The organism is Olleya sp. Hel_I_94 (assembly GCF_007827365.1).
In the GTDB taxonomy this organism is placed as follows: domain Bacteria; phylum Bacteroidota; class Bacteroidia; order Flavobacteriales; family Flavobacteriaceae; genus Olleya.
Genome location: NZ_VISI01000002.1, coordinates 1,777,042 through 1,801,395, shown reverse-complemented (window position 1 = coordinate 1,801,395; position 24,354 = coordinate 1,777,042). Strand labels below are relative to the sequence as shown.

General features: G+C 32.3%; 20 protein-coding genes and 1 tRNA gene. 10 read left to right on the top strand and 11 right to left on the bottom strand.

Annotation, left to right across the window (positions count from 1 at the left end; translation table 11 throughout):
• Positions 1-82: 82 nt before the first annotated feature.
• The 4 genes from JM82_RS11265 to JM82_RS11250 form a co-directional block, all read right to left on the bottom strand.
• Positions 83-2,407: a xanthine dehydrogenase molybdopterin binding subunit gene (locus tag JM82_RS11265; protein ID WP_145003779.1), complete on the bottom strand. Its 2,325-nt coding sequence runs from the start codon at positions 2,405-2,407 to the stop codon at positions 83-85.
• Positions 2,400-3,809, bottom strand: coding sequence for an FAD binding domain-containing protein (locus tag JM82_RS11260; protein WP_145003776.1), 1,410 nt, complete (start codon positions 3,807-3,809; stop codon positions 2,400-2,402). The genes JM82_RS11265 and JM82_RS11260 overlap by 8 nt, the downstream gene beginning before the upstream one ends.
• A 169-nt stretch (positions 3,810-3,978) precedes the next feature.
• The gene (locus tag JM82_RS11255) at positions 3,979-4,452 is read right to left on the bottom strand and encodes a nucleoside deaminase (RefSeq protein WP_145003773.1); all 474 of its coding nucleotides are present in this window, start codon (positions 4,450-4,452) and stop codon (positions 3,979-3,981) included.
• A 129-nt stretch (positions 4,453-4,581) separates the two neighbouring features.
• Positions 4,582-4,657: transfer RNA gene (locus JM82_RS11250), tRNA-Phe, on the bottom strand.
• 196 nt (positions 4,658-4,853) lie between these two features.
• On the opposite strand from JM82_RS11250, the gene JM82_RS11245 reads away from it, so the two are divergent.
• The 7 genes from JM82_RS11245 (at position 4,854) to JM82_RS11215 (ending at position 12,597) form a co-directional block, all read left to right on the top strand.
• Positions 4,854-5,585 (top strand): type III pantothenate kinase, encoded by a 732-nt coding sequence (locus tag JM82_RS11245; protein WP_145003770.1) that lies wholly within the window; start codon positions 4,854-4,856, stop codon positions 5,583-5,585.
• Positions 5,582-6,874 carry a hypothetical protein gene (locus JM82_RS11240; protein WP_145003767.1) on the top strand — a complete coding sequence of 431 codons (1,293 nt, stop codon included), beginning with the start codon at positions 5,582-5,584 and terminating at the stop codon, positions 6,872-6,874. The genes JM82_RS11245 and JM82_RS11240 overlap by 4 nt, the downstream gene beginning before the upstream one ends.
• 19 nt (positions 6,875-6,893) lie before the next feature.
• Entirely contained in the window at positions 6,894-8,231 is a 1,338-nt protein-coding gene (locus tag JM82_RS11235) for a hypothetical protein (protein WP_145003764.1), read from the top strand.
• Complete coding sequence (gene lptC / locus JM82_RS11230) at positions 8,231-8,785, top strand: LPS export ABC transporter periplasmic protein LptC (protein WP_145003761.1); 555 nt, start codon at positions 8,231-8,233, stop codon at positions 8,783-8,785. The genes JM82_RS11235 and lptC overlap by 1 nt, the downstream gene beginning before the upstream one ends.
• Before the next feature lie 61 nt (positions 8,786-8,846).
• Positions 8,847-9,032 carry a hypothetical protein gene (locus JM82_RS11225; RefSeq protein WP_028283348.1) on the top strand — a complete coding sequence of 62 codons (186 nt, stop codon included), beginning with the start codon at positions 8,847-8,849 and terminating at the stop codon, positions 9,030-9,032.
• On the top strand, positions 9,033-10,322 hold the full coding sequence (locus JM82_RS11220; RefSeq protein ID WP_145003758.1) for a hemolysin family protein: 1,290 nt from the start codon (positions 9,033-9,035) through the stop codon (positions 10,320-10,322).
• 133 nt (positions 10,323-10,455) lie between these two features.
• A complete protein-coding gene (locus JM82_RS11215) occupies positions 10,456-12,597 on the top strand; it encodes a peptidylprolyl isomerase (protein ID WP_145003755.1) in 2,142 nt (713 codons plus the stop codon).
• Positions 12,598-12,663: 66 nt separating this feature from the next.
• Here JM82_RS11215 and JM82_RS11210 read toward each other — a convergent pair whose 3' ends face one another.
• Both JM82_RS11210 and JM82_RS11205 read right to left on the bottom strand, forming a co-directional pair.
• Complete coding sequence (locus tag JM82_RS11210; RefSeq protein ID WP_145003752.1) at positions 12,664-13,569, bottom strand: GYDIA family GHMP kinase; 906 nt, start codon at positions 13,567-13,569, stop codon at positions 12,664-12,666.
• Positions 13,569-14,867, bottom strand: a complete 1,299-nt coding sequence (locus JM82_RS11205; RefSeq protein WP_145003748.1) for a hydroxymethylglutaryl-CoA reductase, degradative — start codon at positions 14,865-14,867, stop codon at positions 13,569-13,571. Before JM82_RS11205 ends, JM82_RS11210 begins: the two co-directional genes overlap by 1 nt.
• A 147-nt stretch (positions 14,868-15,014) precedes the next feature.
• Between JM82_RS11205 and JM82_RS11200 the strand changes: the two genes are divergently transcribed.
• The 3 genes from JM82_RS11200 (at position 15,015) to JM82_RS11190 (ending at position 19,468) form a co-directional block, all read left to right on the top strand.
• Positions 15,015-17,198, top strand: a complete 2,184-nt coding sequence (locus JM82_RS11200) for a S9 family peptidase (RefSeq protein ID WP_145003745.1) — start codon at positions 15,015-15,017, stop codon at positions 17,196-17,198.
• Between the two features lie 24 nt (positions 17,199-17,222).
• Positions 17,223-18,812 (top strand): peptide MFS transporter, encoded by a 1,590-nt coding sequence (locus JM82_RS11195; protein ID WP_145003742.1) that lies wholly within the window; start codon positions 17,223-17,225, stop codon positions 18,810-18,812.
• A gap of 107 nt (positions 18,813-18,919) precedes the next feature.
• On the top strand, positions 18,920-19,468 hold the full coding sequence (locus JM82_RS11190) for a thioredoxin family protein (protein WP_145003739.1): 549 nt from the start codon (positions 18,920-18,922) through the stop codon (positions 19,466-19,468).
• 7 nt (positions 19,469-19,475) lie between these two features.
• Here the strand turns inward: JM82_RS11190 and JM82_RS11185 are convergent, their stop codons facing one another.
• From JM82_RS11185 to surE, 5 genes are read right to left on the bottom strand one after another with little or no spacing between them, the layout of a single operon-like run.
• Positions 19,476-21,506 carry a ComEC/Rec2 family competence protein gene (locus JM82_RS11185; protein ID WP_145003736.1) on the bottom strand — a complete coding sequence of 677 codons (2,031 nt, stop codon included), beginning with the start codon at positions 21,504-21,506 and terminating at the stop codon, positions 19,476-19,478.
• Positions 21,507-21,526: 20 nt separating this feature from the next.
• On the bottom strand, positions 21,527-22,141 hold the full coding sequence (locus JM82_RS11180; protein WP_261375359.1) for a C40 family peptidase: 615 nt from the start codon (positions 22,139-22,141) through the stop codon (positions 21,527-21,529).
• Between the two features lie 7 nt (positions 22,142-22,148).
• The gene (gene lpxB, locus JM82_RS11175) at positions 22,149-23,264 is read right to left on the bottom strand and encodes a lipid-A-disaccharide synthase (RefSeq protein WP_145003733.1); all 1,116 of its coding nucleotides are present in this window, start codon (positions 23,262-23,264) and stop codon (positions 22,149-22,151) included.
• Position 23,265: 1 nt separating this feature from the next.
• Positions 23,266-23,547 (bottom strand): hypothetical protein, encoded by a 282-nt coding sequence (locus tag JM82_RS11170; protein WP_145003730.1) that lies wholly within the window; start codon positions 23,545-23,547, stop codon positions 23,266-23,268.
• Positions 23,540-24,313, bottom strand: coding sequence for a 5'/3'-nucleotidase SurE (gene surE, locus JM82_RS11165; protein ID WP_145003727.1), 774 nt, complete (start codon positions 24,311-24,313; stop codon positions 23,540-23,542). Before surE ends, JM82_RS11170 begins: the two co-directional genes overlap by 8 nt.
• Positions 24,314-24,354 lie beyond the last annotated feature (41 nt).

Here is a 24,354-nt window from a genome sequence, read left to right as displayed (position 1 = left end):
CTGCTATTGTGTCTCCAGCACTATAAATTAGTGCGCCTTTTAAGATGTTTTGTGTTTTGTAATGTAGTGCGATAAGGCTTAATTATTTTTGGTATAAACCAGTTAATACCTTTTCAGGAGTCATTGGTGCATGAAATTTTAAATTATAGTTTGGATTAAACGCTTTTATAGCATTCTGAAGTGCAAAATAAGCACCAATCCCATACATTAAAGGAGGTTCTCCAACAGCTTTAGATTTTAATATAGCCATGTCGTTTCCTTCAGTTTCTACAGGAATCACTTCTACTGTTTTTGGTACAGAAAAGATATCAGGAATTTTATAGGTGGAAAGTGCATTTGATAATAATTTCCCTTCTTTATTATAAGCAATTTCTTCCATTGTCATCCAGCCAATACCTTGTATTAAGGCGCCTTCTACTTGACCTAAATCAATACCTTCACTCATGCTTTTTCCGTAATCATGTACAATTTTCACACTGTCAAACTCATAAGTACCACGCATACAATCTATAGTGGTTGTTGTAATTGCGGTTCCGTAAACATGATAAGCAAAAGGGTGACCCTTTTCTTTGGTTTTGTCAAAGTGAATTTCGGGAGTCGCATAATGTGCGTTTTCAGTTAAAGCAACACGTTTTAACATGGCTTTGCTGACTAGCTCTGTCCAAGTTAAAGCTGATTTTTTATTGTTGATATAAACAGATTCTTCATTTAAAGTAATGTCTTTTATTGGAGCTTTTAAGTCTTCCGAAGCCACAATTTTTAATCTTTCAACTAAAGCATTACAAGCCATCAAGGTTGCTTTTCCGTTTAAATCTGCGGTAGAACTTGCAGCAGAAGGCGACGTATTGGCAACACGCGTTGTATTGGTGGTTTCTATTTTGATTTTTTCAATAGGAATAGAAAACACATCCGCAGCAATTTGCATCATTTTGGTGTTTACACCTTGTCCCATTTCTACAGCAGCAGTACTAATACCAACGCTTCCGTCTAAATAAATATGAACCAATGCACGTGCATGATTCATTGGTGTGTTTGTAAACGAAATACCAAAAGTAATGGGCATAAACGCTATTCCTTTTTTGAAACTTGTATTGTTATTATTGAAGTCTTCAACCGCTTGTTCTAAAGCTTCAATATTAAATATGTTTTTAGCAGAATGCCATGTGTTTTTGGCTTCTACTTTTTTTGCAATTTGTCCATAAGAAAACGTGTCGTTTTCATCTAACAAATTTGCTTCTTGAATTGTTCGTGTTGGTACACCTATTTCATTAGCAGCTTTTGCAATAGCAGATTCGATTACAAACATACCTTGTGGACCTCCAAATCCTCTAAATGCTGTGTTTGGCGGTAAGTTGGTTTTACAACTCAACACTTTTGTTGTTACATTAGGTATGTAATAACTGTTGGTGGCATGAAACAAAGTGCGCTCTGCAATTGCAGGAGATAAATCTGCAGCTGCACCAGAGTTTTGCAAAAACTCGGTTTGATACGCTATAATTCTTAAGTCTTTTGAGAGTCCAATTTTATATGTGCTTTCATAAGGATGACGTTTTCCTGTCATGCGTAAATCGTCATGACGATTTAAAATCAGTTTTACAGATTGGTTTAAATGGTGCGCAGCCAAAGCTGCCATTACAGCCCAAGGTGTTGCTTGATCTTCTTTTCCACCAAATCCACCTCCAAGTCGTGTTACATCAACTTCAATTTTATGCATTGCAATGCCCAAAACTTTAGCAATTGTTTTTTGCACAGCAGTTGGACCTTGTGTAGATGATGTTACTTTTATGTTTCCGTTTTCTAAAGGTTCTGCATAAGCACCTTGTGCTTCGATATATAAATGCTCTTGTCCGTTAGAGAATGTTTCACCTTCAAAAATATAGTCGCAATTTGCAAATGCTTTTTCTGTATCTCCTAAGCTAAAAGAACGTGGTGCATTAATAAAGCTGCCTTTCGCTTTGGCTTCTTTTGCTGTAGTAATGACTGGTAAGTCTTCTATTTCAATGTTAATTAAATCTCGTGCTTTTCGAGCAATAAATTCTGACTCTGCAACAATTAACGCAATGGGCATTCCCCAGAAATGGACGTCGTGTTCTGCAAATAAAGGTTCGTCTGGAATAATACCACCAATTTCATTTTCTCCAGGAACATCTTTATAAGTAAAAATACGTTGTACACCTTCTAGTGCTTCTGCTTTAGAATAATCAATACTTTTTATTTTTCCGTGCGCTTTTGGCGAATCAAACACAACCGCATGAAATGTCCCTTGTCTAATATTAACATCGTCAACATACAATGATTCTCCACGGACATGCGTGTAAGAGTCTAAGTTTTTGATGCTTTGTTTTAATGATTTTGAAACAGCATCTAATTTAGTGTCTAATACTTTATTTGGCTTGTTTTTATGCATGCTGTACAAAATCGTTTAAGGTGAATTGCTTTGGGAATAACGTTGTAAAATGAGCAAAAAATAATTGTCGTCCTAACAAACGTTTGTAGTCAGTTGTCCCACGCACATCACTAATTGGACTGATTTCATTTTGAAGTATTTGATTAGCTTCAATTATAGTGTCTAAAGTCAATGGTTTATCAACTAAAAAGGCTGAGGTCTCATGCAAGTATTTTGGAATGGCAGCAACACCTCCAATGGAAACATGCGCTTCTGATATCGTTTCGTTTTCAACTGAAAGATGTATTGCAGAATTGACACTAGCAATATCTAAATGTGTCCGTTTACACACTTTTTCAAAATTGAAAAATGACTGTTCTGTTGGTAATTTAAATTGAATGCGCTTTAAAAGTTCGTCGTCTTTTAAATCGTAAGTTTTGTACCCTTTGTAAAAGTTTTTGAGTGCAATGGTTCTTTCTTTTTCTTCGGAATTTAATATTGTAATATTACTATCAAGCGAGAGAAAAAAGATAGTCATGTCTCCAATAGGCGAGGCGTTTACTAAATTCCCTCCAAGCGAAGCCATGTTTCTAATTTGTTCTGAAGAAACTAACTTTAAGTGGTTTCTTAAGTTTGGTAAAATACTATTTAATTCCGTATGATTCCATAAATCTGAAACTGTTGCGTTGGTTCCAATCGTGCAAATACCATTTTCAATAGTAATTCCTTTTAAATACTCCTTTTCGGCTATTAGATGTACAGCGTTATCTGCTAAATAATCCGCTTTTTGGACATATAAATCCGTACCTCCAGAAACAAATTTCCCTTTTGGTTGATTTAAATCTTTAGTTTCAATATCTTTTAAACGTTGTGGGATGCTTTTAAAATATTCAGGAATAAATTGGTTTTCAATTAACCAATCAAACGTGGTGTTAGTGTTGTTGTCTAGTTTTTTTACAACTTGATGTGCTGCTTTTTCAATTGCTTTATATCCTGTGCACCTGCAAATGTTTCCGCTTATAGCGTCAATTGCATTAGTGTAATTTTTATCCGAATTTGATAATGCAAATCCTGTCAAGGCAACCACAAAACCAGGTGTGCAAAATCCACATTGTGTGGCGTAATTTGCTTTCATGGCTTCTTGGGCAGTGGTTAATTTGTCTTTAAGATTTGTACCTTCAACGGTAACAATGTGCTTGCCATGTGCATTTCCTAAAGGAGAAATGCATGAGGTAATACTCTGGTATTCCATTGTGTTACCATTGTGTGTTCCTACTAAAAGGGTACAGGCGCCACAATCTCCTTCGCGACAACCAATCTTTGTCCCTGTTAAGCGTTGTTGATAACGCACAAAATCCAATAAAGTGGTTCCGGAATGTTCCGAGGTTTTTATGGTTTTGTTATTTAGGATGAAGGTTATCATGTTGTACGTTTAATTGATTTTTTAATTATAAATGAATTAAAAATGTAATGATGTCGTCACTTCGAGTGCAATTCCTTTTTTGGAATTTTGTATTGAGAAGCTTTTTTTTAAAGGTTCTCGATACATTTCGGTAAAAAACCGAAACACTCGAACTGACGTCATTATTTATTTAGTATTCTGTCTTATCAATTTTCTTAGTCCATTCTTGAAAAGGCTCTAAAGCTATTTCGCGCGCTAATTGCTCAAATGGGATACTTCTTTCTGCGTATGGTAATGGGATTTCTTTGTAAATAAATTCGTCATCAAAACCAATATTGGCAGCATCTACTTGATTACTTCCGTAATATACTTTGTCAGGTCTAGCCCAGTAAATCGCGCCTAAGCACATTGGGCAAGGTTCGCAAGAGGTGTATATTTCGCACCCATCTAATTGAAACGAGTCTAAATTTTTACAAGCATCTCTAATAGCAGTTACTTCTGCATGTGCAGTTGGGTCGTTAGTAGAGGTTACTTTATTGTTTCCGCGTCCTACAATTTTTCCATCCTTAACAACGACACAACCAAATGGTCCACCTTCGTTGTTGTTCATTCCTTTTAAAGCTGCGTTTACAGCTTCTTTCATAAATTGATCTTTATTGCTCATACTATAATTTAAATTTTTAAGTTGAAAAATGTAGCATTAGCTAATATACTACTTTTTTATAGTGAATTATTAATCTTTGGTTTAGTTCTTTAAACCAAAAAACCCGATTCAGATGAATCGGGTTTTTAGTGGTGGTGCCTCCAGGAATCGAACCAGGGACACAAGGATTTTCAGTCCTTTGCTCTACCAACTGAGCTAAGGCACCAGTAGCAATAAATTGCGAGTGCAAATATAGTTTCAATTTTAGAACTACCAAACAAAAAATCAAAAAAATTACAATGTTTTTTTACTTTTGTTTCTTTTGAAGGCTTATTTGTCTCAATTTCAATATTATAATATTATAATATTATTAATACTTTTTAATACAATGGTTTTGTAGATTTACCATTTTTAAATGTAGAATGAATTTAGTGATAGATGTAGGAAATACCCGAACTAAACTAGCTGTATTTGATAAAAACAACATTATAACTGTTGTTATTGTTGAGCAGTCAGAAGTTTTGGATGGTATAAAAGAATTAAGAAAGTCTTATAACCAATTGCATTTAGCAATTGTATCATCGGTTGGAATTATGGATCAAGCTGTTGTTAATTATTTGAGCCTACATTTTAATTTATTGGTACTAAGTCATGAAACGCCTTTACCATTTAATAATTTGTATTCGACTCCAAAAACATTAGGTATTGATAGAATAGCATTAGTTTGTGCCTCTGTACAACAATTTGCTAATAAAAATGTTTTAATAATTGATGCAGGTACTTGTATTACGTATGATTTTATAACTAATACAAATGATTATTTGGGAGGTTCAATTTCTCCGGGAATAAGAATGCGTTATAAAGCATTACATTACCAAACCGCTAAATTACCATTGTTAGAAACACAGTTTCCGGAACATTTTATAGGAAACTCGACAATAAACGCAATAAATAGCGGAATTGTTTATGGTGTTTTAAGTGAAATAGATGGAATAATAGAACGTTATAGTGCTGATTATTCAGATTTAACAATAATTTTAACAGGAGGAGATACTAATTTTTTGTCTAAACAATTAAAAAGTAGCATATTTGCCAACTCAAATTTTCTTTTAGAAGGTTTGAATTTCATATTACAATACAACACAAACGGATGATAAAAAAACTTGTATTAGTTTTTATTGCAGTTTTTGCAATTCAAAGTTACGGACAGGAGGGAACAGCTTCACCATATTCTTTTTATGGTATAGGAAGCTTAAAATTTAAAGGATCGGTTGAAAATCGTAGCATGGGAGGGTTAGGTGTTTACAAAGATAGTATTCATATTAATTTTTCAAATCCAGCAACTTATGGTGGTAACAATCTTGCAACTTTTAATAATGAAACAAGACCAGTAAAATTTACAGTTGGAGGAAGCCATACAACTACTGATCTAAAATCTGATAATGGAAGTGATAGTGCTACAAGTACTACTTTTGATTACTTAGCTTTAGCTTTTCCTGTAGGGAAATTTGGTTTTGGTTTTGGACTACTACCTTACTCCTCTGTTGGGTATGAGTTAGAAACTCGTAATGCTAATGATATGGTTGATTACAGATATGCAGGAGAAGGAGGTCTAAATAAGGCTTTTTTAGCTTTAGGATATCAAGTTAACAAAAGTCTTAGTGTAGGTGTACAGATGGATTATGATTTTGGTAACATCCAAAACAATACAATTAATGTATTGTATAATGACGCTGATGAGCCACTACAATATTACTCAGAAGAGAGTAATAGATCAGATTTAAGTGGTTTAAATTTTAATTTAGGAGTGCATTACCAAAAAATGATTTCGCCTAAATTAGAGTATCAAGGGTCTATGACTTACACACCAGAGATTAAATTGACGTCTCAAAACCAACGCTCAATATCTACAATTGATGTCTCTTCTGGTTTAACAAATCAAATTGATGTAGACTTATCTGCAACTAATTTAAAAGAAACAGAATTAACTTTGCCTTCTAAATTTACTATTGGATCTGGTATTGGTCAGCCTAGAAAGTGGTTTGCTGGTTTAGAATATACTTCGCAAAATACAAGCGAATTTTTTAATCCTTTGTATGATAATGTTGGAGCAACGTTTGAAGATGCATCAAAATTATCTTTAGGAGGGTTTTATATTCCTGAGTATAATTCGTTTTCAAGCGGTTGGAAAAGAGTTACTTATCGTGCAGGTATGCGTTTTGAGAACACAGGGTTAATTATAAATGATGAGTCGATAAAAGAGTTTGGCATGTCTTTTGGAGTAGGAATACCAGTTGGAGTTTGGTTCTCTAATGCTAATTTAGGAGTAGAGTTTGGACAAAGAGGTACAACCACTGCTAATTTAGTAAAAGAAAACTTTGTTAACTTCCAATTAAGTTTATCACTAAATGATAGATGGTTTAATAAAAAGAAATATAACTAACAGCATAAAATTAAAGATTATGAAAACTAAAATCACTTTATTAATAGCCCTGTTTTTGGGTCTGTCAGTCGGATTTGCTCAAGATGAGCAAGAATGTATGACTAAATTGTCGTTAATGACTGAGGCTTCAAAAGCTAAAAATTATGAAGCAGCTTACCCATATTTTATGGAGTTAAGAAAAGACTGTCCAAAATATAACAAAGCGATTTACGTATATGGAGAAAAAATACTAAATCATTACATAAAAAAATCTACTGGAGCAGAAAAATTAGGTTATGTAAATGATTTAATTTTAATGTTTGATGAAAGAATGGCAAACTTTGCAAGTATTTCTCCTGTTGGAGAGTACCAATCAGAGCAATGTCAACTTAAGTATGATAACAAAGAAGCTTTAGGTTTAACAGATCAAGATGTTTTTGATTGTTTTGATGCTGCTTATAAAGCAGATAAGGATAGCTTTAAAAGTGCTAAGAGTTTATATGTTTACTTTAAGTTAATGGTTAGCTTATATGATTCTGGAAACAAAACTGCACAAGACTTATTTGATAAGTATGATGATGTAGCCGAAAAAATTGAAGAAGAAACTGCATTTAACGCTAAAAAACTTAATGAGTTAATCAATAAGGAAGACTCTGGTGTGGCCTTAACTAAAAAGGATGGTCAATGGAAAACATATTATGGTGCTATGGTAGATGCTTTTGATAATGTACAACTTGGTGTTGATAAAGAATTAGGAGATAGAGCTAACTGTGAAAACTTAATTCCATTATACCAAAAAAATTACGAAGCAAACAAAACTAATGCAGTTTGGTTACAACGTGCAATGAACAAGTTATATGAAAAAGGATGTAAAGAAGATCCAATGTTTGTTACCATTGTAAAGCAAAAAAATACAATACAACCAGATGCTAGTACTTCTTATTACTTATATGTTATTACAGGAGAGCAAAAGTATTTAGACCAAACTATGGACTTAGAAACAGATCCATTTAAAAAGGCTAAATTATATTACAAAGCTGCTTCTGACTTTAAAAAGAGTGGTAGTTATGGTAAGGCAAGACAATATTACCAAGAGTCTTTAAACCTTAACCCATCTAACAAAAACCCTCACTTACAGATAGCATCAATGTATGCAAGTAGTGCAAACAGTTGTGGTGATACAAACTTTAACAAAAGAGCTGTGTTCTGGTTAGCTGCTAACGAAGCTGCTAAAGCTGGAGGAGCAGGATCTAAATATGTAGAAAGCTATAACGCTAAAGCTCCTACCAAATCAGAAATATTTGCTGAAGGTAATGCTGGTCAAAGTATTAAAATTGGATGTTGGATAGGTAGAAGTGTAACAGTACCAAACCTATAATGCTAAACATTAAATTACATATAATAAAAAACTCAGTCATAGCATTAGCTATGACTTTGTTTTTTGCATGTAAAAACAATTTAGACGATGTAAAAAAAATGGGTATGTCTGCTAATGATCCAGTAGGTGTCTCAGACAGTATTAATGTTAAATATACAGACTCAGGTCGTCTAGCAGCAAATTTGGTTAGTCCTAAAATGTATGATTTTAGCAATAGGGCTTTTGCTTACTCTGAGTTTCCGGAAGGTGTTATTTTGCATTTGTATGATAAAAACAGAGCTAAGACTACTATTATATCAGATTACGCAATACTTTATGACAACACTAATCTTATTGATTTAAGAGGTCATGTTATTGCAGCTACTTCAACAAATGACACCTTGTTTGCAGAGCAACTATATTACGATCAAAGTAAGCAATGGTTATTTACTAATCTGCCAGCAACATACAGAGCCAAAGGATATGTAACTAGCGGAATGGGATTTGATTCGGACAGAGACTTCAAAAAAGCAGAAGTTTTAGGTGTTACAGGTCAATTTGCTGTTCAAGAATAATATTTCCTTTCTAATAAAAAGAATACTTTTTTAGTATCTTTACTTATCAATTTATATTTAAATGAAAACTTTTAAATTTTTTCAATACGCTTATTTAGTATTTGCAGTACTTTTTCTTTACGATGCAATTGCAAGTTGGGGAGAAACCAGAGCATATATGTCTCTTTTATTAGGTGTAACAGCAGTGTTTATGTTCTTTTTCAAAAAAAGATTTAATAAAAAGTTCGAAAATCAAGATCGTAAGTAAATGCTTAGCTCAATACTTATAATTGTTACGTGCTTATTATTGTCAGCTTTTTTTTCAGGAATGGAGATCGCATATGTATCGTCCAATAAAATCCATATCGAAATAGAAAAAAAGCAAGATGGTTTTTTAGCTAAAATTTTATCTAAAATAACAGCTAAACCATCAAAATTTATTGCAACAATGCTTATAGGTAACAACATAGCATTGGTTATTTATGGTTTTTTTATGGGTGATTTGCTTATGGGTTGGTTTCAAAGTATGTTGCCAACAGACAATGCTTTTGCCTCCTACATGTTGGTAGATTTAAGTTTATTGTCTCAAACCATATTATCCACTTTATTAATTTTATTTACTGCCGAGTTTTTACCAAAAGTATTTTTTCAGATATATTCTAATACACTCTTAAAAGTACTAGCCTTTCCAGCTTATATTTTTTATGTGATGTTTAGTTGGGTGTCCGACTTTGTTATTTGGATCAGTGATGTGGTTTTAAAAAAATTCTTTAAAACAGAAGGCGACCAAGTACAACTTGCCTTTACAAAAGTAGAGTTAGGTCACTATATTAGTGAGCAGATGGAAAGCATCGAGGAACATGAAGATATAGATTCCGAAATTCAAATTTTTCAAAATGCTTTAGAGTTTTCCGAAGTTAAAGCAAGAGAGGTTATGGTGCCTCGTACAGAGATTATAGCCTTAGAGCTTCAAGATACAATCCAAGACCTTAGCGCATTGTTTACTGAGACAGGATGTTCTAAAATATTAATATATAAAGAAACTATAGACGATGTTTTAGGCTATGTCCATTCTTTTGACTTATTTAAAAAACCAAAAAATATTGGTTCTATGATTATGCCAATAGAGTTAGTTCCGGAAACTATGTTAGTTAAAGATATACTTAACGTTTTAATTAAAAAACGTAAAAGTATAGCTGTAGTAGTGGACGAGTATGGTGGAACTTCTGGTATAATGACAGTGGAGGATATTGTTGAAGAGTTGTTTGGAGAAATAGAAGATGAGCATGATACTATTGATTTAATTGAAGAACAAAAGGATGCAACAACCTATGTTTTTTCAGCAAGGATAGAAGTAGATTATCTAAACGAAACTTACAAGTTAAATTTGCCAGTAGGAGAAAACTACGAAACCTTAGGAGGTCTAATTGTAGATCATACCGAGGAGATTCCGCAGCAAAATGAAATTGTTTCGACAGAAAAATTCAACTTTAAAATCTTAGAAGTTTCAAACACCAAAATTGACTTGGTAGAGCTTCAAATTAAAGAAGAAGACTAATATTTTAAGATAAATACTAACTATTTTACTAACAGTATTTTTAATTAATATATTTATTATAATAAAGTGCTTTTATTATTGAATAGAAAATGGTATTTTCGCCCACTATATTTCACAAAATTTATCACAAAAAATGGCAATTTTAAATAAAATTAGACAAAAAACGGTTGTATTAATCTTAGTTATTGCATTAGCGTTATTCGCTTTTATTTTATCAAGTTTATTTGATAATAAAGATGCATTATTTTCTAAATCTCCAGATGTTGTAGCAACAATCAATGGTCAAGACATTTCAAGAGAAGAGTTTTCTAACCTTGTAGAGTTTCAACAAAGACAAATGGGACCAAATGCAACAACTAGTCAAGTCATGAATAGTGTGTTTGAGACTAAAGTTAGAGAAGCTGTAATGAACGGTCAAATTGAAAAATTAGGAATGACTGTAGAGTCTGAGCAGATGCGTGACCTTATCAAAACATCTTACGGAACAGATCCTACATTTTTAAACGAAGATGGTGTTTTTGATGAATCTAAATTAAAGTTGTTTATAGATAATTTAAAAAGCTCTTCAGCTGAAGCTTACCAAAATTGGTTATCTACAGAGCAAACTTTAGCTAATAATGCTTTACAATCTAACTACTTTAACATGGTTAAAGCTGGTACAACTGCAACATTAGCAGAAGGACAGTTAGAGCATAAGTTAGAAGGAGAAAAAGTAGATATTAATTATGTGCAAGTACCTTACACATCTATTCCAGATACAGAAGTTAACGTATCGCAATCAGATATTAAAAACTACATAAACAAAAATCAAAAAGCTTATCAAACTGAAGCTAATAGAAATTTTCAATATGTATTTTTTAAAGAAGTTGCCTCTTTAGAAGATGAAAACGAAATTAAAAATGAACTTAATGGTTTACTTAAAGATAAAGAAGTTTATAACGAAGCGACTAAAGCTACAGATAACAAATTAGGTTTTGTTAATACTAAAGATGTAGAAGGTTTTGTAAACAGTAACTCTGATGATTTAAAGTTTGTAGACAAGTACCAATACAAATCTAGCTTACCAGCAACAATTGCAGACACTATCTTTAATTTAGAAGCTGGAAAAACTTACGGTCCATACAAAGACGGTAACTATTATAAAGTAACTAAAGTATTAGATTATAAAAAATTAGCAGATTCAATCGAGTCTAGCCATATTGTAATTCCCTTTGTTGGAACAACAAGAGCAGCAGCTGATGTTACTAGAACTAAAGAAGAAGCTAAAGCAATGATCGATAGTATCTTTCCTTTAGTAAAAAATGATAAAACTAAATTTGCAGAAGTAGCAAATGAAATTAACTCTGACGGAACTAAAGGTAAAGACGGCAGTATTGGTTGGACAAGATTAACAACTTATAATCCTGCAAGTTTTGACCCTGACTTTGCTAACTTCTTATTTTTTAATGAAACTGGAAGTATAGACGTGGTTTTAACAAAGTTTGGTTACCACATTATTAGAGTAGACGATAAGAAAAATGTTGAAACTGCAGCTAAATTAGCAACAATTGCTAGAAAAATAGAGCCTTCTTCTAAAACAGAAGACAAAATATTTGCTGATGCATCTAATTTTGAATTAGCAATTGCTAAAGGAAACTTTGCAGAAGTAGCTAAAAATGCAAACTACGAAGTACGTCCAATGACAGCTAACGAGTTAGACGAAAGTATTCCTGGATTAGGAAATCAACGTCAAATTGTACGTTGGGCTTTTGAAGATGCAACTTCAGTTGGAGACTACAAGCGTTTTGATAACGTACCAGGAGGAATTGTAATTGCACAATTAACTGGTAAGCAAGAGAAAGGATTAATGAGTGTTGAAGATGCTTCAGTTACAGCATTACCAGCAATTAGAAAAGAGAAAAAAGCTAAAATGATAATGGACAGAGTTAACGCTTCAACATTAGCAGATTTTGCTGCAGCAGAAAACCAAACGGTTAAATCATCTTCAGCAATAAACATGAAAAACCCAACAATTGCAGGAGCAGGAAAAGAGCCAATGGTTGTAGGTACTGCTTTTGGATTAAAAGAAGGTGTAGCTTCTAAATTAATAAAAGGAAACACAGGTGTGTTTATGGTACAGGTTACTAAAAAGACACCAGCTGTAGAATTAGAAAACTATTTACCATTTGCTAATCAAGTAAGTGCGCAAAAGTTAAGTGCAGTACAAACTAGATTATACAGTGCTTTAAAAGAGTCTGCAGAGATTGAAGATTTTAGAGCTAAAACGGTACAATAAACTACTATAGTTTACATATAAAAAAAGCCTCTTAAATTATTAAGAGGCTTTTTTTATGCATTATTTTTATAAGACCATGTCTTTATAGTTTAATATAGTATTAAAACCTTTAGCTTTAAAATAGTCTGTTGGATTGGTTTTACTTGCGACTAAAATAAAATCGCCTCCCCAAGCACCCAAACTTTTTATACTACCATTAAAATCGCTAAAAAGGTTGTCCTTAACTTTAGTTTGATGTGTTATAGTACTTATAATGGTTTCGTGCTGTTCTATTAAATTTTTTAAATCTTCTAGCGTTTCGCTTTTAATAACATTACTTGTTATTGCATTAATAGCTTTTATTGTATTTGCTAAGTCGTGTTTGTTAGCTTTATAATGTGCAATACCATCACGACTATTTTGTTTTTTATTTAAATGAATAAAATATAGGTTTTCAAAAAAGTCAAGTTTAAAGTCTAATATATTTATTACAGGTAGGTTGTCCGTTAATTGATAAACTATAGCTTTACTATTTTGTGCACAAGCAATATCATAACCACTACCTCCAAAGGTTAAGTTTAATAATTGGTATGGATCTACGTTAGCCCATTGCGCTAAATTATTTATTAAAGTAGAGGATGTACCCAATCCCCAATTTTTAGGAAACTCAAGTATTGTGGTTATTTTAAAACCTGTTTTACAAGTTAAAAATTCAGGGTTTAACTGCTTTATAACCTTTAGGATTTGAATTAGCCTATCAGAGATGGGATTACGAGAAAGGTAACCGTCTTTAATTTCATCTAAACTAAATATATCTTCAAACCAAATGGCGTTGTTGTGGTCCAAACTTGTCCATGTAATTTGAGGTTTATCAATAGACTCCACTGTTAATTGTTGACCAAATTTAGTGGGAACTGCTAACGCTTTAGCGCCATCAAGTACAACATACTCTGCAGTAAGTAATAATTTTCCGTGACTATAAAAGGTTTGCATTACTGTCTTAGATTTTCAATAGCTTTTACAACAGCACTATGTGTAACTACGTTAGTTTTAAAGTGATTTACAATCTGTTCTTTCTCAGAAGGTGTTGCTTCAAACTGATTTAAAATATTCATTAAATGCATTTTCATGTGTCCTTCTTGTATACCAGTTGTGGTTAAGCTTCTTAAAGCCGCAAAATTTTGCGCTAATCCTGCAACAGCTACAATTTGCATTAATTGTTTTGCATTAGGTTGGTCTAATATTTGTAATGCTAGTTTGACTAAAGGATGTAAGCTTGTTAAACCGCCAACAGTACCTAAAGCTAAGGGTATTTCCATCCAAAAAGTAAAGATGCCATCTTCAATTTTAGCATGCGTTAAGCTACTATATTTTCCGTCTTTTGCAGCGTAGGCATGTACACCAGCTTCTACAGCTCTAAAATCATTACCTGTAGCCAACACAACAGCATCAATCCCATTCATGATACCTTTGTTATGGGTAACAGCTCTATAAGGTTCGATTTCTGCAATATTAACTGCTTGTACAAATTTTTCGGCAAATGTATTTGGATCTATGTCTTTTTCAGCTAAAGCTTCAACTTTACAACTTACTTCAGCTCTAACTACGCACTCAGGTACGTAATTAGATAAAATACTCATGACAATATTTATTGGTAATTGTAAGTGATGTTCAGCTTCGGTTTTAAATGTTTTAGCAAATTGTTCTAAACAAGAGTTTATAAAATTTGCTCCCATTGCATCTAAGGTTTCAAAAGTAGCATGCAACTGATAGTAATTATCTAAATCGCTGGTTTTATCTCTTAACTCAATATCTAAAATACCACCACCACGTTTTTCCATGTTTTTAGTAATGGATTTGGTGTCAGTTATAAGTTGCTGTTTTATAATGTCAAAATAGTTTTTTAAATCACTATAACTTCCGGAATATGTAAAGTGGACTTGACCAATTTTAGTAGTAGATAAAACGGTTGCTTTAAATCCACCTCTGGTTTGCCAGAATTTTGCAGATTTACTAGCAGCAGCAACTACAGAGCTTTCTTCAATTGTCATTGGAATGGTGTAAATCTTGTCATTAATAACAAAATTTGGTGCAATTCCAAAGGGTAAAAAATAATTAGTTATTGTGTTTTCAATAAACTCGTCGTGCAACTGTTGTAGCTTTTGATCACTATTCCAATATTGCTTTAGGATGGTCTCAGCATCTTTATAGGCTGACAGGTGATTTTTAATTAGCCAATTAATCTTTTCAGCTTTTGATAATTTAGAAAATCCAGAAACGAGTGTGCTCATGTTATTATTTTTGAAATGCAAAGATACTATATACACTTTCAAATTATAGTAGTACGCGTAATATTGCTGATTTATCTGTTAATGTTGGCGGTTTTTTGGGTATTTTTTAGTAAACTTGACATCCTATTATTAAATAATTAATTTTAAATGAAGATTTTAAGAATCCTTTCCCTATTCTGCTTTTTAGCAAGTACATTTTTAACTGCTCAAAATAAGGAATTTACACTTGATGAAATATGGAGTGGTACTTTTAGAACAGAAGGTTTAGACGCCTTACACTCTATGAGTAATGGTCAACAATATTCGGTTTTAAACTTTGATCGCGCAAGTGCTACAACTACAATCGATATTTACGACTATAAGACTTTAGAAAAGGTTAAAACGTTAGTTAGCTCTAAGGATTTAGATTTAAAATATTTTTCTGATTATACCTTTAGTAAGGATGAAAACAAAATACTTTTAGCTTTTGAAGAAGAATCTATTTTTAGACGTTCTTCGTTAGGTAAATATGTAGTGTATGATGTGTCAGAAAAGTCTATCCATAGTGTAGCAAATCATAAAATACAAGAACCAACTTTTTCTCCAGACGGTAAAAAAGTAGCTTACGGTTATCAAAATAATTTATACGTTAAAAATTTAGAAACTAACGACGTTACACAATTAACTTTTGATGGCAAAAAAAACAAAGTAATTAATGGTATTACGGATTGGGTTTATGAGGAGGAATTTGGTTTTGTTAGAGCATTTGATTGGAATGCAGATAGTAACAAAATAGCATTTATTAGATTTGACGAAAGTGATGTACCTGAGTTTTCTATGGACGTTTATGGTAAGGATTTATATCAAACACAAACCGTTTTTAAGTATCCAAAAGCAGGAGAACGTAATGCAGTAGTGTCCTTACATCTTTTTGATTTAGATAAAAATAAATTAGAAGAAGTAAAAGTGAATAAAACTTACAACGACTTTTATATTCCTAGAATTAAATGGTCTCATGACGCTAATATGTTAAGTGCTAATTATATGAATCGTCATCAAAACGAATTAGATTTATGGATGATTGATGCTAGTCAAAACGAAGCGTATTTGGTTGTTGAAGAAAAGGATAAAGCTTACATAGATATTACAGACAATCTAACGTTTTTAAAGGACAAAACCTTTATTTGGACTAGCGAAAAAGATGGTTACAATCATGTGTATCATTATAGCAAAAAAGGAAAGTTAATTAACCAGATTACTAAAGGTAATTGGGAAGTGACAGAGTATTATGGTTATGATAGTACTTCAGATCGTATTTTTTATCAGTCAGTAGAAAACGGTAGTATTAACAGAGACGTTTATTCTATTAAATTAAACGGAACTCAAAAAAGAAGATTAACACAAAACGAAGGCACAAACAATGCAGACTTTAGTGCTAACTTCACTTACTTTATTAATACCTTTTCAAGTGCGACAACGCCATATTTATACACTTTAAATGATGCTAGTACAGGAAAAGTTTTAAAAACCATAAAAGATAATAAAGATTTAAAGGAAACTTTAAAGGCTTATACAATATCTGAAAAAGAGTTTTCTACTATTTCTGTAAACGGAAACGACTTAAATATGTGGATGATTAAACCAGCCAATTTTGATGCTAACAAACAATATCCATTGTTTATGTTTCAATATTCAGGTCCAGGATCTCAACAAGTGGCTAATAAATGGCATAGTGCAAATGACTATTGGTATCAAATGTTGGCGCAACAAGGTTATATTATAGCTTGTGTTGATGGAAGAGGAACAGGTTTAAAAGGCGCAGATTTTAAAAAAGTAACTCAAAATGAATTAGGTAAATTTGAAGTTGAAGACCAAATTGAAGCAGCAAAATTATTAGGAGCACGAACATATGTTGATTCTAGCAGAATGGGAATTTGGGGATGGTCTTATGGTGGATTTATGTCAAGTAATGCGTTATTTAAAGGAAACGATGTGTTTAAAATGGCAATAGCTGTAGCACCTGTAACTAGTTGGAGGTTTTACGACTCTATTTATACAGAGCGTTATATGACTACACCACAAGAAAACGCTAGTGGTTACGATAACAACTCACCAATAAATCATGTAGATAAATTAGAAGGAGACTTTTTATTAATACATGGTACAGGAGACGATAACGTACACGTACAAAATACAATGCGTATGGTTGAAGCTTTAGTACAAGCTAATAAGCAATTTGAATGGATGATATATCCAGACAAAAACCATGGTATTTATGGAGGTAATACAAGATTGCATTTATATACAAAAATGACAAACTTTATCAATCGTACTTTAGGCGATAAACTTTAATTAAACTAACTAATATTATAACTTATGGAATTTAAATTTGGAGGTTCAGAAACCAATCAAAAGACCGTTTTGGGTCATCCGTCTGGATTATTTGTACTCTTTTTTACTGAAATGTGGGAACGATTCTCCTATTATGGGATGCGTGCTTTACTAGTACTGTTTTTAACAAAGTCAATCCTTGAAGGAGGATGGGGTTGGGAGCGTGAAGATGCAACCTTAATGTATGGATGGTATATTGGATTGGTTTATTTAACACCAATAATTGGTGGTTATTTAGCTGATAAATTTTTAGGTTTTAGAAAGTCCGTTGTTATTGGTGCTTTAATAATGACTTTAGGACATGCTGCTATGGCTTTAGAGGGATTAACAGATATGTTTTTTTACATTGGATTAGTCTTTCTTATTTTAGGGAACGGTTTATTTAAGCCAAATATTTCTTCAATTGTTGGTCAATTATATAAAGGTCAAGGAAAAGAGAAAGATGCTGGTTACACCATTTTTTACATGGGAATTAATGCAGGAGCATTTTTAGGTATTCTTTTATGTGGCTACATAGGTGAGAAAATAGGATGGCATTATGGATTTGGATTAGCTGGTGTATTTATGTTTTTTGGAATGTTGCAATTTTACTTTGCACAAAAAATATTTGGTAATATTGGATTATCTCCAAATAATAGTGAGGACCTTGACGATACATTAGAACATTCAATGGAAGCGATTGGAGATGATGTAGAAGATGTTATTGACGATGCTAAGTCGTCTAAAGTTACAAAAGACCGTTTGACTGTAATTGGTATTTTTGCTTTGTTTACAGTATTCTTTTGGTGGGCATTTGAGCAAGCAGGTGGATCTATGACCATTTTTGCAGCAGATTATACAGATCGTGCTTTAAGTGGAGAGTCTGCAACGGTTTTTAATATAGTTAATTCAATTATTACTTTAGTCCCTTTATTTGTGTTAACATGGGTATTAGGAATGCTATTTAAGCAAACTTTTAAAAAGTATGCCTTATCAAATTTTTTCTTAGGATTTAGTTTTTTAATTATTTGGGTGATTGTTATTTGGATGTTATATAGAGAGTTTACTTCTGAAGCTACTGAAGTTGCAGCATCATGGTTCTCTGTATTAAATTCATTATTCATTATATTATTTGCACCAGTATTTTCTAAAATATGGGAAAGCAAATACAACCCATCAGGACCAATTAAATTTGCTTTAGGGTTAATTCTTGTAGGAGTAGGTTTTGCTGCATTAGCATATGGAGCTTCAGGAATCCCAGATGGCGCAAAGTCAGCTTCAGTTAGTATGATTTGGTTAATTATTGCTTTCTTATTGCATACTTTAGGAGAGCTTTGTGTGTCTCCAGTAGGTTTAAGTTATGTTAGTAAATTAGCTCCAGTAAAACTAGTAAGTATGATGTTTGGTATTTGGTTTATTGCAAATTTCTTAGCTGGTGTAATTGGAGGTTGGACAGCAAGTTACATGGATCCAATTATGGAAGATTACGGTTTATCAACATTCTTCTTAATCTTTACTTTAATTCCAATAGGAGCAGGTGTAATTATGCTTTTATTAAATGGTAAGATTAAGCGTATGATGCATGGTGTACAATAATTAACACTTAATATATTATTAAAATAAACGCCTCTATCATGAGGCGTTTTATTTTTTTGTAAATTTGGAACACTATTTGCGACTATAAAAGATATAAAATAAATACCATGAAAAACATATTTTTAGCCCTAACATTGTTATTAACAGTTAGTAGTTTTGCACAAGACAAAATTAACTGGGTAACACTTGAAGAAGCTGTTGAGCTTCAAAAAAAAGAACCTAGAAAAATAATGATGGATGCTTACACAGCTTGGTGTGGTCCATGCAAACTTTTGGATGCTAGAACTTTTACTAATAAAGACCTAATTGCTTACGTAAATAAGTATTATTATGCTGTGAAGTTTAATGCTGAGGGAAATGAAGAAATTACCTTTAAAGGAAAAACATATAAAAACCCGAGTTACAATCCAGCTAAAGCTAAAACTAGAAATTCTAGTCACGAGCTTTCACGTGGTTTAGGGATTAGAGCTTATCCAACGTTGCTATTTTTTGATGAAGATGCGCAATTAATATCTCCAATTACAGGATATCAAACACCACAAGCTTTAGAGTTGTATTTAAAAATGTTTCAGTCTAATAAACATAAAGACATGAAAACTCAAGCAGATTTTGATGCCTATTACAAAGCCTTTAAAGCAACCTTTAAAAACGATTAAACCGTTTTTAATAGTTTATAATATAAGCTCCTGTTTTACCTGTGTGGTAAAACGGGAGTTTTTGTTTTAAACAAGTAGCTTCCCAACGATTTACATACGATCTATAATTATTTCCATCTGCTATTATAACCTTTGGTTTTAAGCTGTCAATTAATCGCTCTAGGTTTAATTTTGGAGATTGTGTTAATACAACATAATCTATTGTTATTCCTTTTACATTAAATACGGACAAACTATCAATAACTAATACATGTTTGTTGTCCAGTTTGTATATGTTAGTTACAGGTTTTGAAGCCGATGTTTGTAATGCGTTTTTGACTGCATAGCTTCTAATTATAGAATTTGTTTCTGCTGTTTTTAATGTAGAAAAGGTTGCTAATTGATTGTTATGTTTTTTACCTAATAGTGTGTTTCTACTTTTATGAAATACAATAAACTGATTGCTTTTACTATTAAATTTGACAATGGTATAGGATAATTGTAAAACCAAGACCGAAATTAAGGTTAATTGTAACCACCTATAATTCTTATTATGGTAAAGTGCATAAAGGCAAAATATAAAAATATAGGATATAATCACCTGAGCGATGGTAAATGGAATATCAATTATTAAAAAATCTTCCTGACTAGAAATCCATTCAAAAAAGGAATTCATCCAATTGATAACCATTCCAAATGTGTCTGACAAAAATGTTTTAGGTAAACCAAATAGTGCTAATGTTATTACTAGTAAACCTAAACCTAATATGATACTTAAAAATGGAATTACAATTAGATTGGATAGCCAAAACAAACTAGGAAATTGATGGAAATAATATAGACTTATAGGGATAATTCCAAATTGAGCTGAAACGGTTACTGTTAGCGTTTGCCATAACAGCGTTACAATTTTGTATTTAGGTGTCCAAAGTTTTTCTAATATAGGCTGAAAACTAACGATTGCTATTACTGCAGCATAACTTAACTGAAAACCTACATCAAATAAAAAATTAGGTTTAATTAATAGTAAAATAAAAACAGAAACAGCTAAGGTGTTATAGATGTTTGTCGGACGTTTTAAGTTAATACCTATAGCAACAATACTAAACATGGTTGTTGCTCTTATAATAGATGCAGAACCACCTGCAATTAAAGCATAGGTCCATAATAAAATAACGAGTATTATGGTTTTATAAAACTTCCCGTTTTTTAAACGTTCTACAGGCTTGAATACCAAATTTAGTATTAACAATATTATACCAACATGTAACCCAGAAACTGCTAATATGTGTATGGCTCCTGCATTGGTGTAATTGTCATAAACTGCTTTTGTTATATTTTGTCTTTGCCCTAATATTAAGGCATTAATAATGGACAGCTGGTCATTTGTATATTGATACTTATCTAATTTGCTATTTATGTGATTTCTTAATTTAGCTGCATATCCAAATAGGGTATGTGTTTTATTTTGAAGCTGCAGTATATTGGTGTGATCAGCATATAGCTGAAAGTGTACTTGCTGTTTTTCTAAATAATTTTTATAACTAAATTGATCTGGATTTAAAGGCTTTTTAACGTCCACTAATGGTATGGCAGTTGTATAAATAGCGTCTATAGGTAATATAGATTGTAAACTGTCTTTTTTAACGTTTAGCAATGCTTTGCCTATAACGTTATTGTTATTTATCTGAAGCAAGTCAATATAATAACGCTGACTATAAGCATTAGGTTTTAATAATTCTCTAATCCTAAAAGTTGTAGTACTAGTGGTGGTATCTTTACTTATATAATTGCTAAAGTGATTGGTTTTATTTAAATCTTCGTTACTATTAGATATAAAAAGACCAAAAGCTACAAAAGTTAAGTAGATAATAGTACCAAAAAGATAAATGTGGTTACTTTTCTTTTTGAAAATAAAATATAAAATAACGGAAAGCGCTGTAAGACTTATAGTTATAAACCAGCTATAAAGTACCGAAATACTTAGTATCTTAGAAAGTACGATGCCAATTATTAAGCAAATTGTGAATTTTATAATTGAAAAATGAAGCAATTTCATACTTCAATATAGTCAATTTCTTACAATAATCGTCGTGCTTGGACAAAAGCAAAGTACCAATAGCGTTCAGATAAAAGGGAGGTCATTACACCTTTACTTGTACTTGCATGAATAAATTCTACACGTCCTAATCTAGATGACGTTACTAAACCAACATGGTTAACGGTTCTGCTGTTCCGTTTTGTGGCAAAAAACAGTAAGTCACCTTCTCTAACTTCTTTTACATCTATCCAGTCACCATGCGTAGCCATAGCGCTTGAAGATCGTGGTAAACTAATATCTTCAGATTGAAATGCTGTATAGATTAATCCAGAGCAATCCATACCTTTTTTTGTAGTACCACCATATTTGTATCTAACACCTTCATAACTTTGTGCATTATTAATAATGCTTGCAATTAGTGGATTGTTAACAGCTATGGCTTCTACAGATTGATTATCTTCTAATTGATCATCAGTAGCTATGTCTCTAGTAGATTTTGTGCTGGTTTTTCTAGCAGGACCACGTCTAGCAGGTTTATTGTTGGTTTGGCTGATAACTTCAGATTCAGATTTTGTAGTGACAACACGCTTGCTTTTACTGCTTCCGCAAGACATTAATGTTGCTAATATTAAAAGTAGGACAATTTTATTCATTTAATAATTAATCGTGTATGTAATTATATATTAATTTAGCTGTGTTTTCACTAGCACCTTTTCCACCTAATTTTTTTTCTAAGTCATAATAACTCATAAAATATTTAGTACGTTCATAGCTATCTAGTATAGTATCTAACTCTTTTTTTAGACGTTTAGTGTTAAAGTCACCCTGAATTAATTCGGTTACAACCTCTTTATCCAATATTAAGTTTACTAAGCTAATATAATCTAGGTTTACTACTCGTTTACCAATTTGGTAAGACACCCAACTACCTTTGTAGCAAACTACCTGAGGCACTTTAAACAAAGCGGTTTCTAATGTTGCTGTTCCAGAGGTCACTAAAGCAGCAGTCGCAAGACTTAGTAAATCGTAAGTTTTGTTGCTTATAAAATGGACATTACTTTGTTTAATAAAAGTTTTATAAAAGTCGTAATCCTGACTTGGTGCACCTGCAATTACAAATTGGTAGTCAGGGTAGTCATCTACAACACTGAGCATTACGGATAACATTTTTGTTATTTCTTGCTTTCTACTTCCTGGTAATAGGGCAATAATTGGTTTTTCGGTTAAACCATGTGTTTTTCTAAACGTTTTATCGTCCACTTGTGTTCTGTCTGCAATAGCATCTATTAATGGATGTCCAACAAAATGCACAGGATAATTATGTTTGTTTTCGTAAAAGTCTTTTTCAAACGGTAGGATCACATACATTTGGTCTACATCATGTTTGATAGCTTTAATACGACCTTCTTTCCAAGCCCAAATTTGAGGAGAAATATAATAATGTGTTTTAAAATTTTTAGTCTTAGCCCATTTTGCAATACGTAGATTAAACCCAGGATAGTCAATAAAAATAATCACGTCAGGATTATAGTTTGCAATATCTGTTTTACAAAACGATAAGTTTTTGGCAATAGTCCTTAAATTCATGATCACTTCAGAAAATCCCATAAAAGCTAGAGCTTTATAGTGTTTTACTAATGTGCCACCAACAGATTGCATTAAGTCGCCTCCCCAAAACCTAAAATCTGCAGTTGCATCTTGTTTTTGCAACGCTTTCATTAGGTTAGAGCCATGTAAATCGCCAGAAGCTTCGCCAGAAATAATGTAATACTTCAATTTATAATCTATTTATTATAATAATTAATCCAATTATTAGTGTGGCTATTAGCACACCTTTTGCCAAATCATCCTTTTTTCTGTTTAAAAATAGAAAAAACAAACCTAAGTTAAGCAAAGCGCCTAAGCTAACTATTTTATCAACAAATTTAAACTGTATGGCTTTTTTAAAAGTCTCTTCAATGCCATATCTAGAAAAGAATGCGATGTACAGTAATACACCAATTCCTGTAGAAATCACACCTAAAATAAAGCCAAGAATAATGTGTTTTTTGTTATTCAAATTGCCACGTATTTAGTTCTTGCATGTAATGGTGCGCAGTTAAATCGTATTGTACAGGTACAACAGAAACATAACCTTCAGATAAAGCATATTCGTCAGTATCTGTGCCTTTATCGTAATTTACAAATTCACCAGTTAGCCAGTAGTAATCTCTACCTTGTGGTGTTTGTCTTTTGTCAAATTTTTCTTTCCAATTAGCTCTTGCTTGTCTACAAACTTTAATGCCTTTTATGTCCTTCTTTTTTAAAGCAGGAATGTTTACATTTAGTATCATACCATCAGCAATACCATGTTGTAAAGCATTTTTAGCTATTTGTTTAATGTATTTTTTAGAAGCTTCAAAATCTGCATCCCATTTGTAATCCAACAAAGAAAATCCGATAGCAGGTATACCTTCAATTCCTGCTTCAATAGCAGCACTCATAGTTCCAGAATATATCACATTGATGGAGCTGTTGGAGCCATGATTAATACCAGATACGCACAAATCTGGACGTCTGTCTAAAACCTCGTTAATTGCAATTTTAACACAATCTGCAGGTGTCCCAGAACAGCTGTATTTTAAAGTTTTGTCTCCTTTTTTAGAGACTTTATCTAAGTGTAGTACATTGTTTAATGTAATAGCATGACCCATTCCGCTTTGCGGACTATCTGGTGCTACTACAACGACATCACCTAAGGTTTCCATAACATCAATTAAAGCTAAAATTCCTGGTGCAGTTATGCCATCATCATTAGTCACTAAAATTAGTGGTTTTTTACTCATAGTAGTCTATTAAATTACTTAGCTAAAATACATAAATTCTC

What these genes read in the sequence shown, in the direction of transcription:
- JM82_RS11220 (WP_145003758.1), top strand. Translation starts at nt 9,033, where the DNA reads ATGCTTAGCTCAATACTTATAATTGTTACGTGCTTATTATTGTCAGCT.
- JM82_RS11200 (WP_145003745.1), top strand. Translation starts at nt 15,015, where the DNA reads ATGAAGATTTTAAGAATCCTTTCCCTATTCTGCTTTTTAGCAAGTACA.
- surE (WP_145003727.1), bottom strand. Translation starts at nt 24,313, where the DNA reads ATGAGTAAAAAACCACTAATTTTAGTGACTAATGATGATGGCATAACT.
- JM82_RS11245 (WP_145003770.1), top strand. Translation starts at nt 4,854, where the DNA reads ATGAATTTAGTGATAGATGTAGGAAATACCCGAACTAAACTAGCTGTA.
- JM82_RS11205 (WP_145003748.1), bottom strand. Translation starts at nt 14,867, where the DNA reads ATGAGCACACTCGTTTCTGGATTTTCTAAATTATCAAAAGCTGAAAAG.
- JM82_RS11265 (WP_145003779.1), bottom strand. Translation starts at nt 2,407, where the DNA reads ATGCATAAAAACAAGCCAAATAAAGTATTAGACACTAAATTAGATGCT.
- JM82_RS11180 (WP_261375359.1), bottom strand. Translation starts at nt 22,141, where the DNA reads ATGAATAAAATTGTCCTACTTTTAATATTAGCAACATTAATGTCTTGC.
- JM82_RS11260 (WP_145003776.1), bottom strand. Translation starts at nt 3,809, where the DNA reads ATGATAACCTTCATCCTAAATAACAAAACCATAAAAACCTCGGAACAT.
- JM82_RS11235 (WP_145003764.1), top strand. Translation starts at nt 6,894, where the DNA reads ATGAAAACTAAAATCACTTTATTAATAGCCCTGTTTTTGGGTCTGTCA.
- JM82_RS11255 (WP_145003773.1), bottom strand. Translation starts at nt 4,452, where the DNA reads ATGAGCAATAAAGATCAATTTATGAAAGAAGCTGTAAACGCAGCTTTA.
- JM82_RS11195 (WP_145003742.1), top strand. Translation starts at nt 17,223, where the DNA reads ATGGAATTTAAATTTGGAGGTTCAGAAACCAATCAAAAGACCGTTTTG.
- lptC (WP_145003761.1), top strand. Translation starts at nt 8,231, where the DNA reads ATGCTAAACATTAAATTACATATAATAAAAAACTCAGTCATAGCATTA.
- JM82_RS11215 (WP_145003755.1), top strand. Translation starts at nt 10,456, where the DNA reads ATGGCAATTTTAAATAAAATTAGACAAAAAACGGTTGTATTAATCTTA.
- JM82_RS11210 (WP_145003752.1), bottom strand. Translation starts at nt 13,569, where the DNA reads ATGCAAACCTTTTATAGTCACGGAAAATTATTACTTACTGCAGAGTAT.
- JM82_RS11190 (WP_145003739.1), top strand. Translation starts at nt 18,920, where the DNA reads ATGAAAAACATATTTTTAGCCCTAACATTGTTATTAACAGTTAGTAGT.
- JM82_RS11240 (WP_145003767.1), top strand. Translation starts at nt 5,582, where the DNA reads ATGATAAAAAAACTTGTATTAGTTTTTATTGCAGTTTTTGCAATTCAA.
- JM82_RS11225 (WP_028283348.1), top strand. Translation starts at nt 8,847, where the DNA reads ATGAAAACTTTTAAATTTTTTCAATACGCTTATTTAGTATTTGCAGTA.
- JM82_RS11185 (WP_145003736.1), bottom strand. Translation starts at nt 21,506, where the DNA reads ATGAAATTGCTTCATTTTTCAATTATAAAATTCACAATTTGCTTAATA.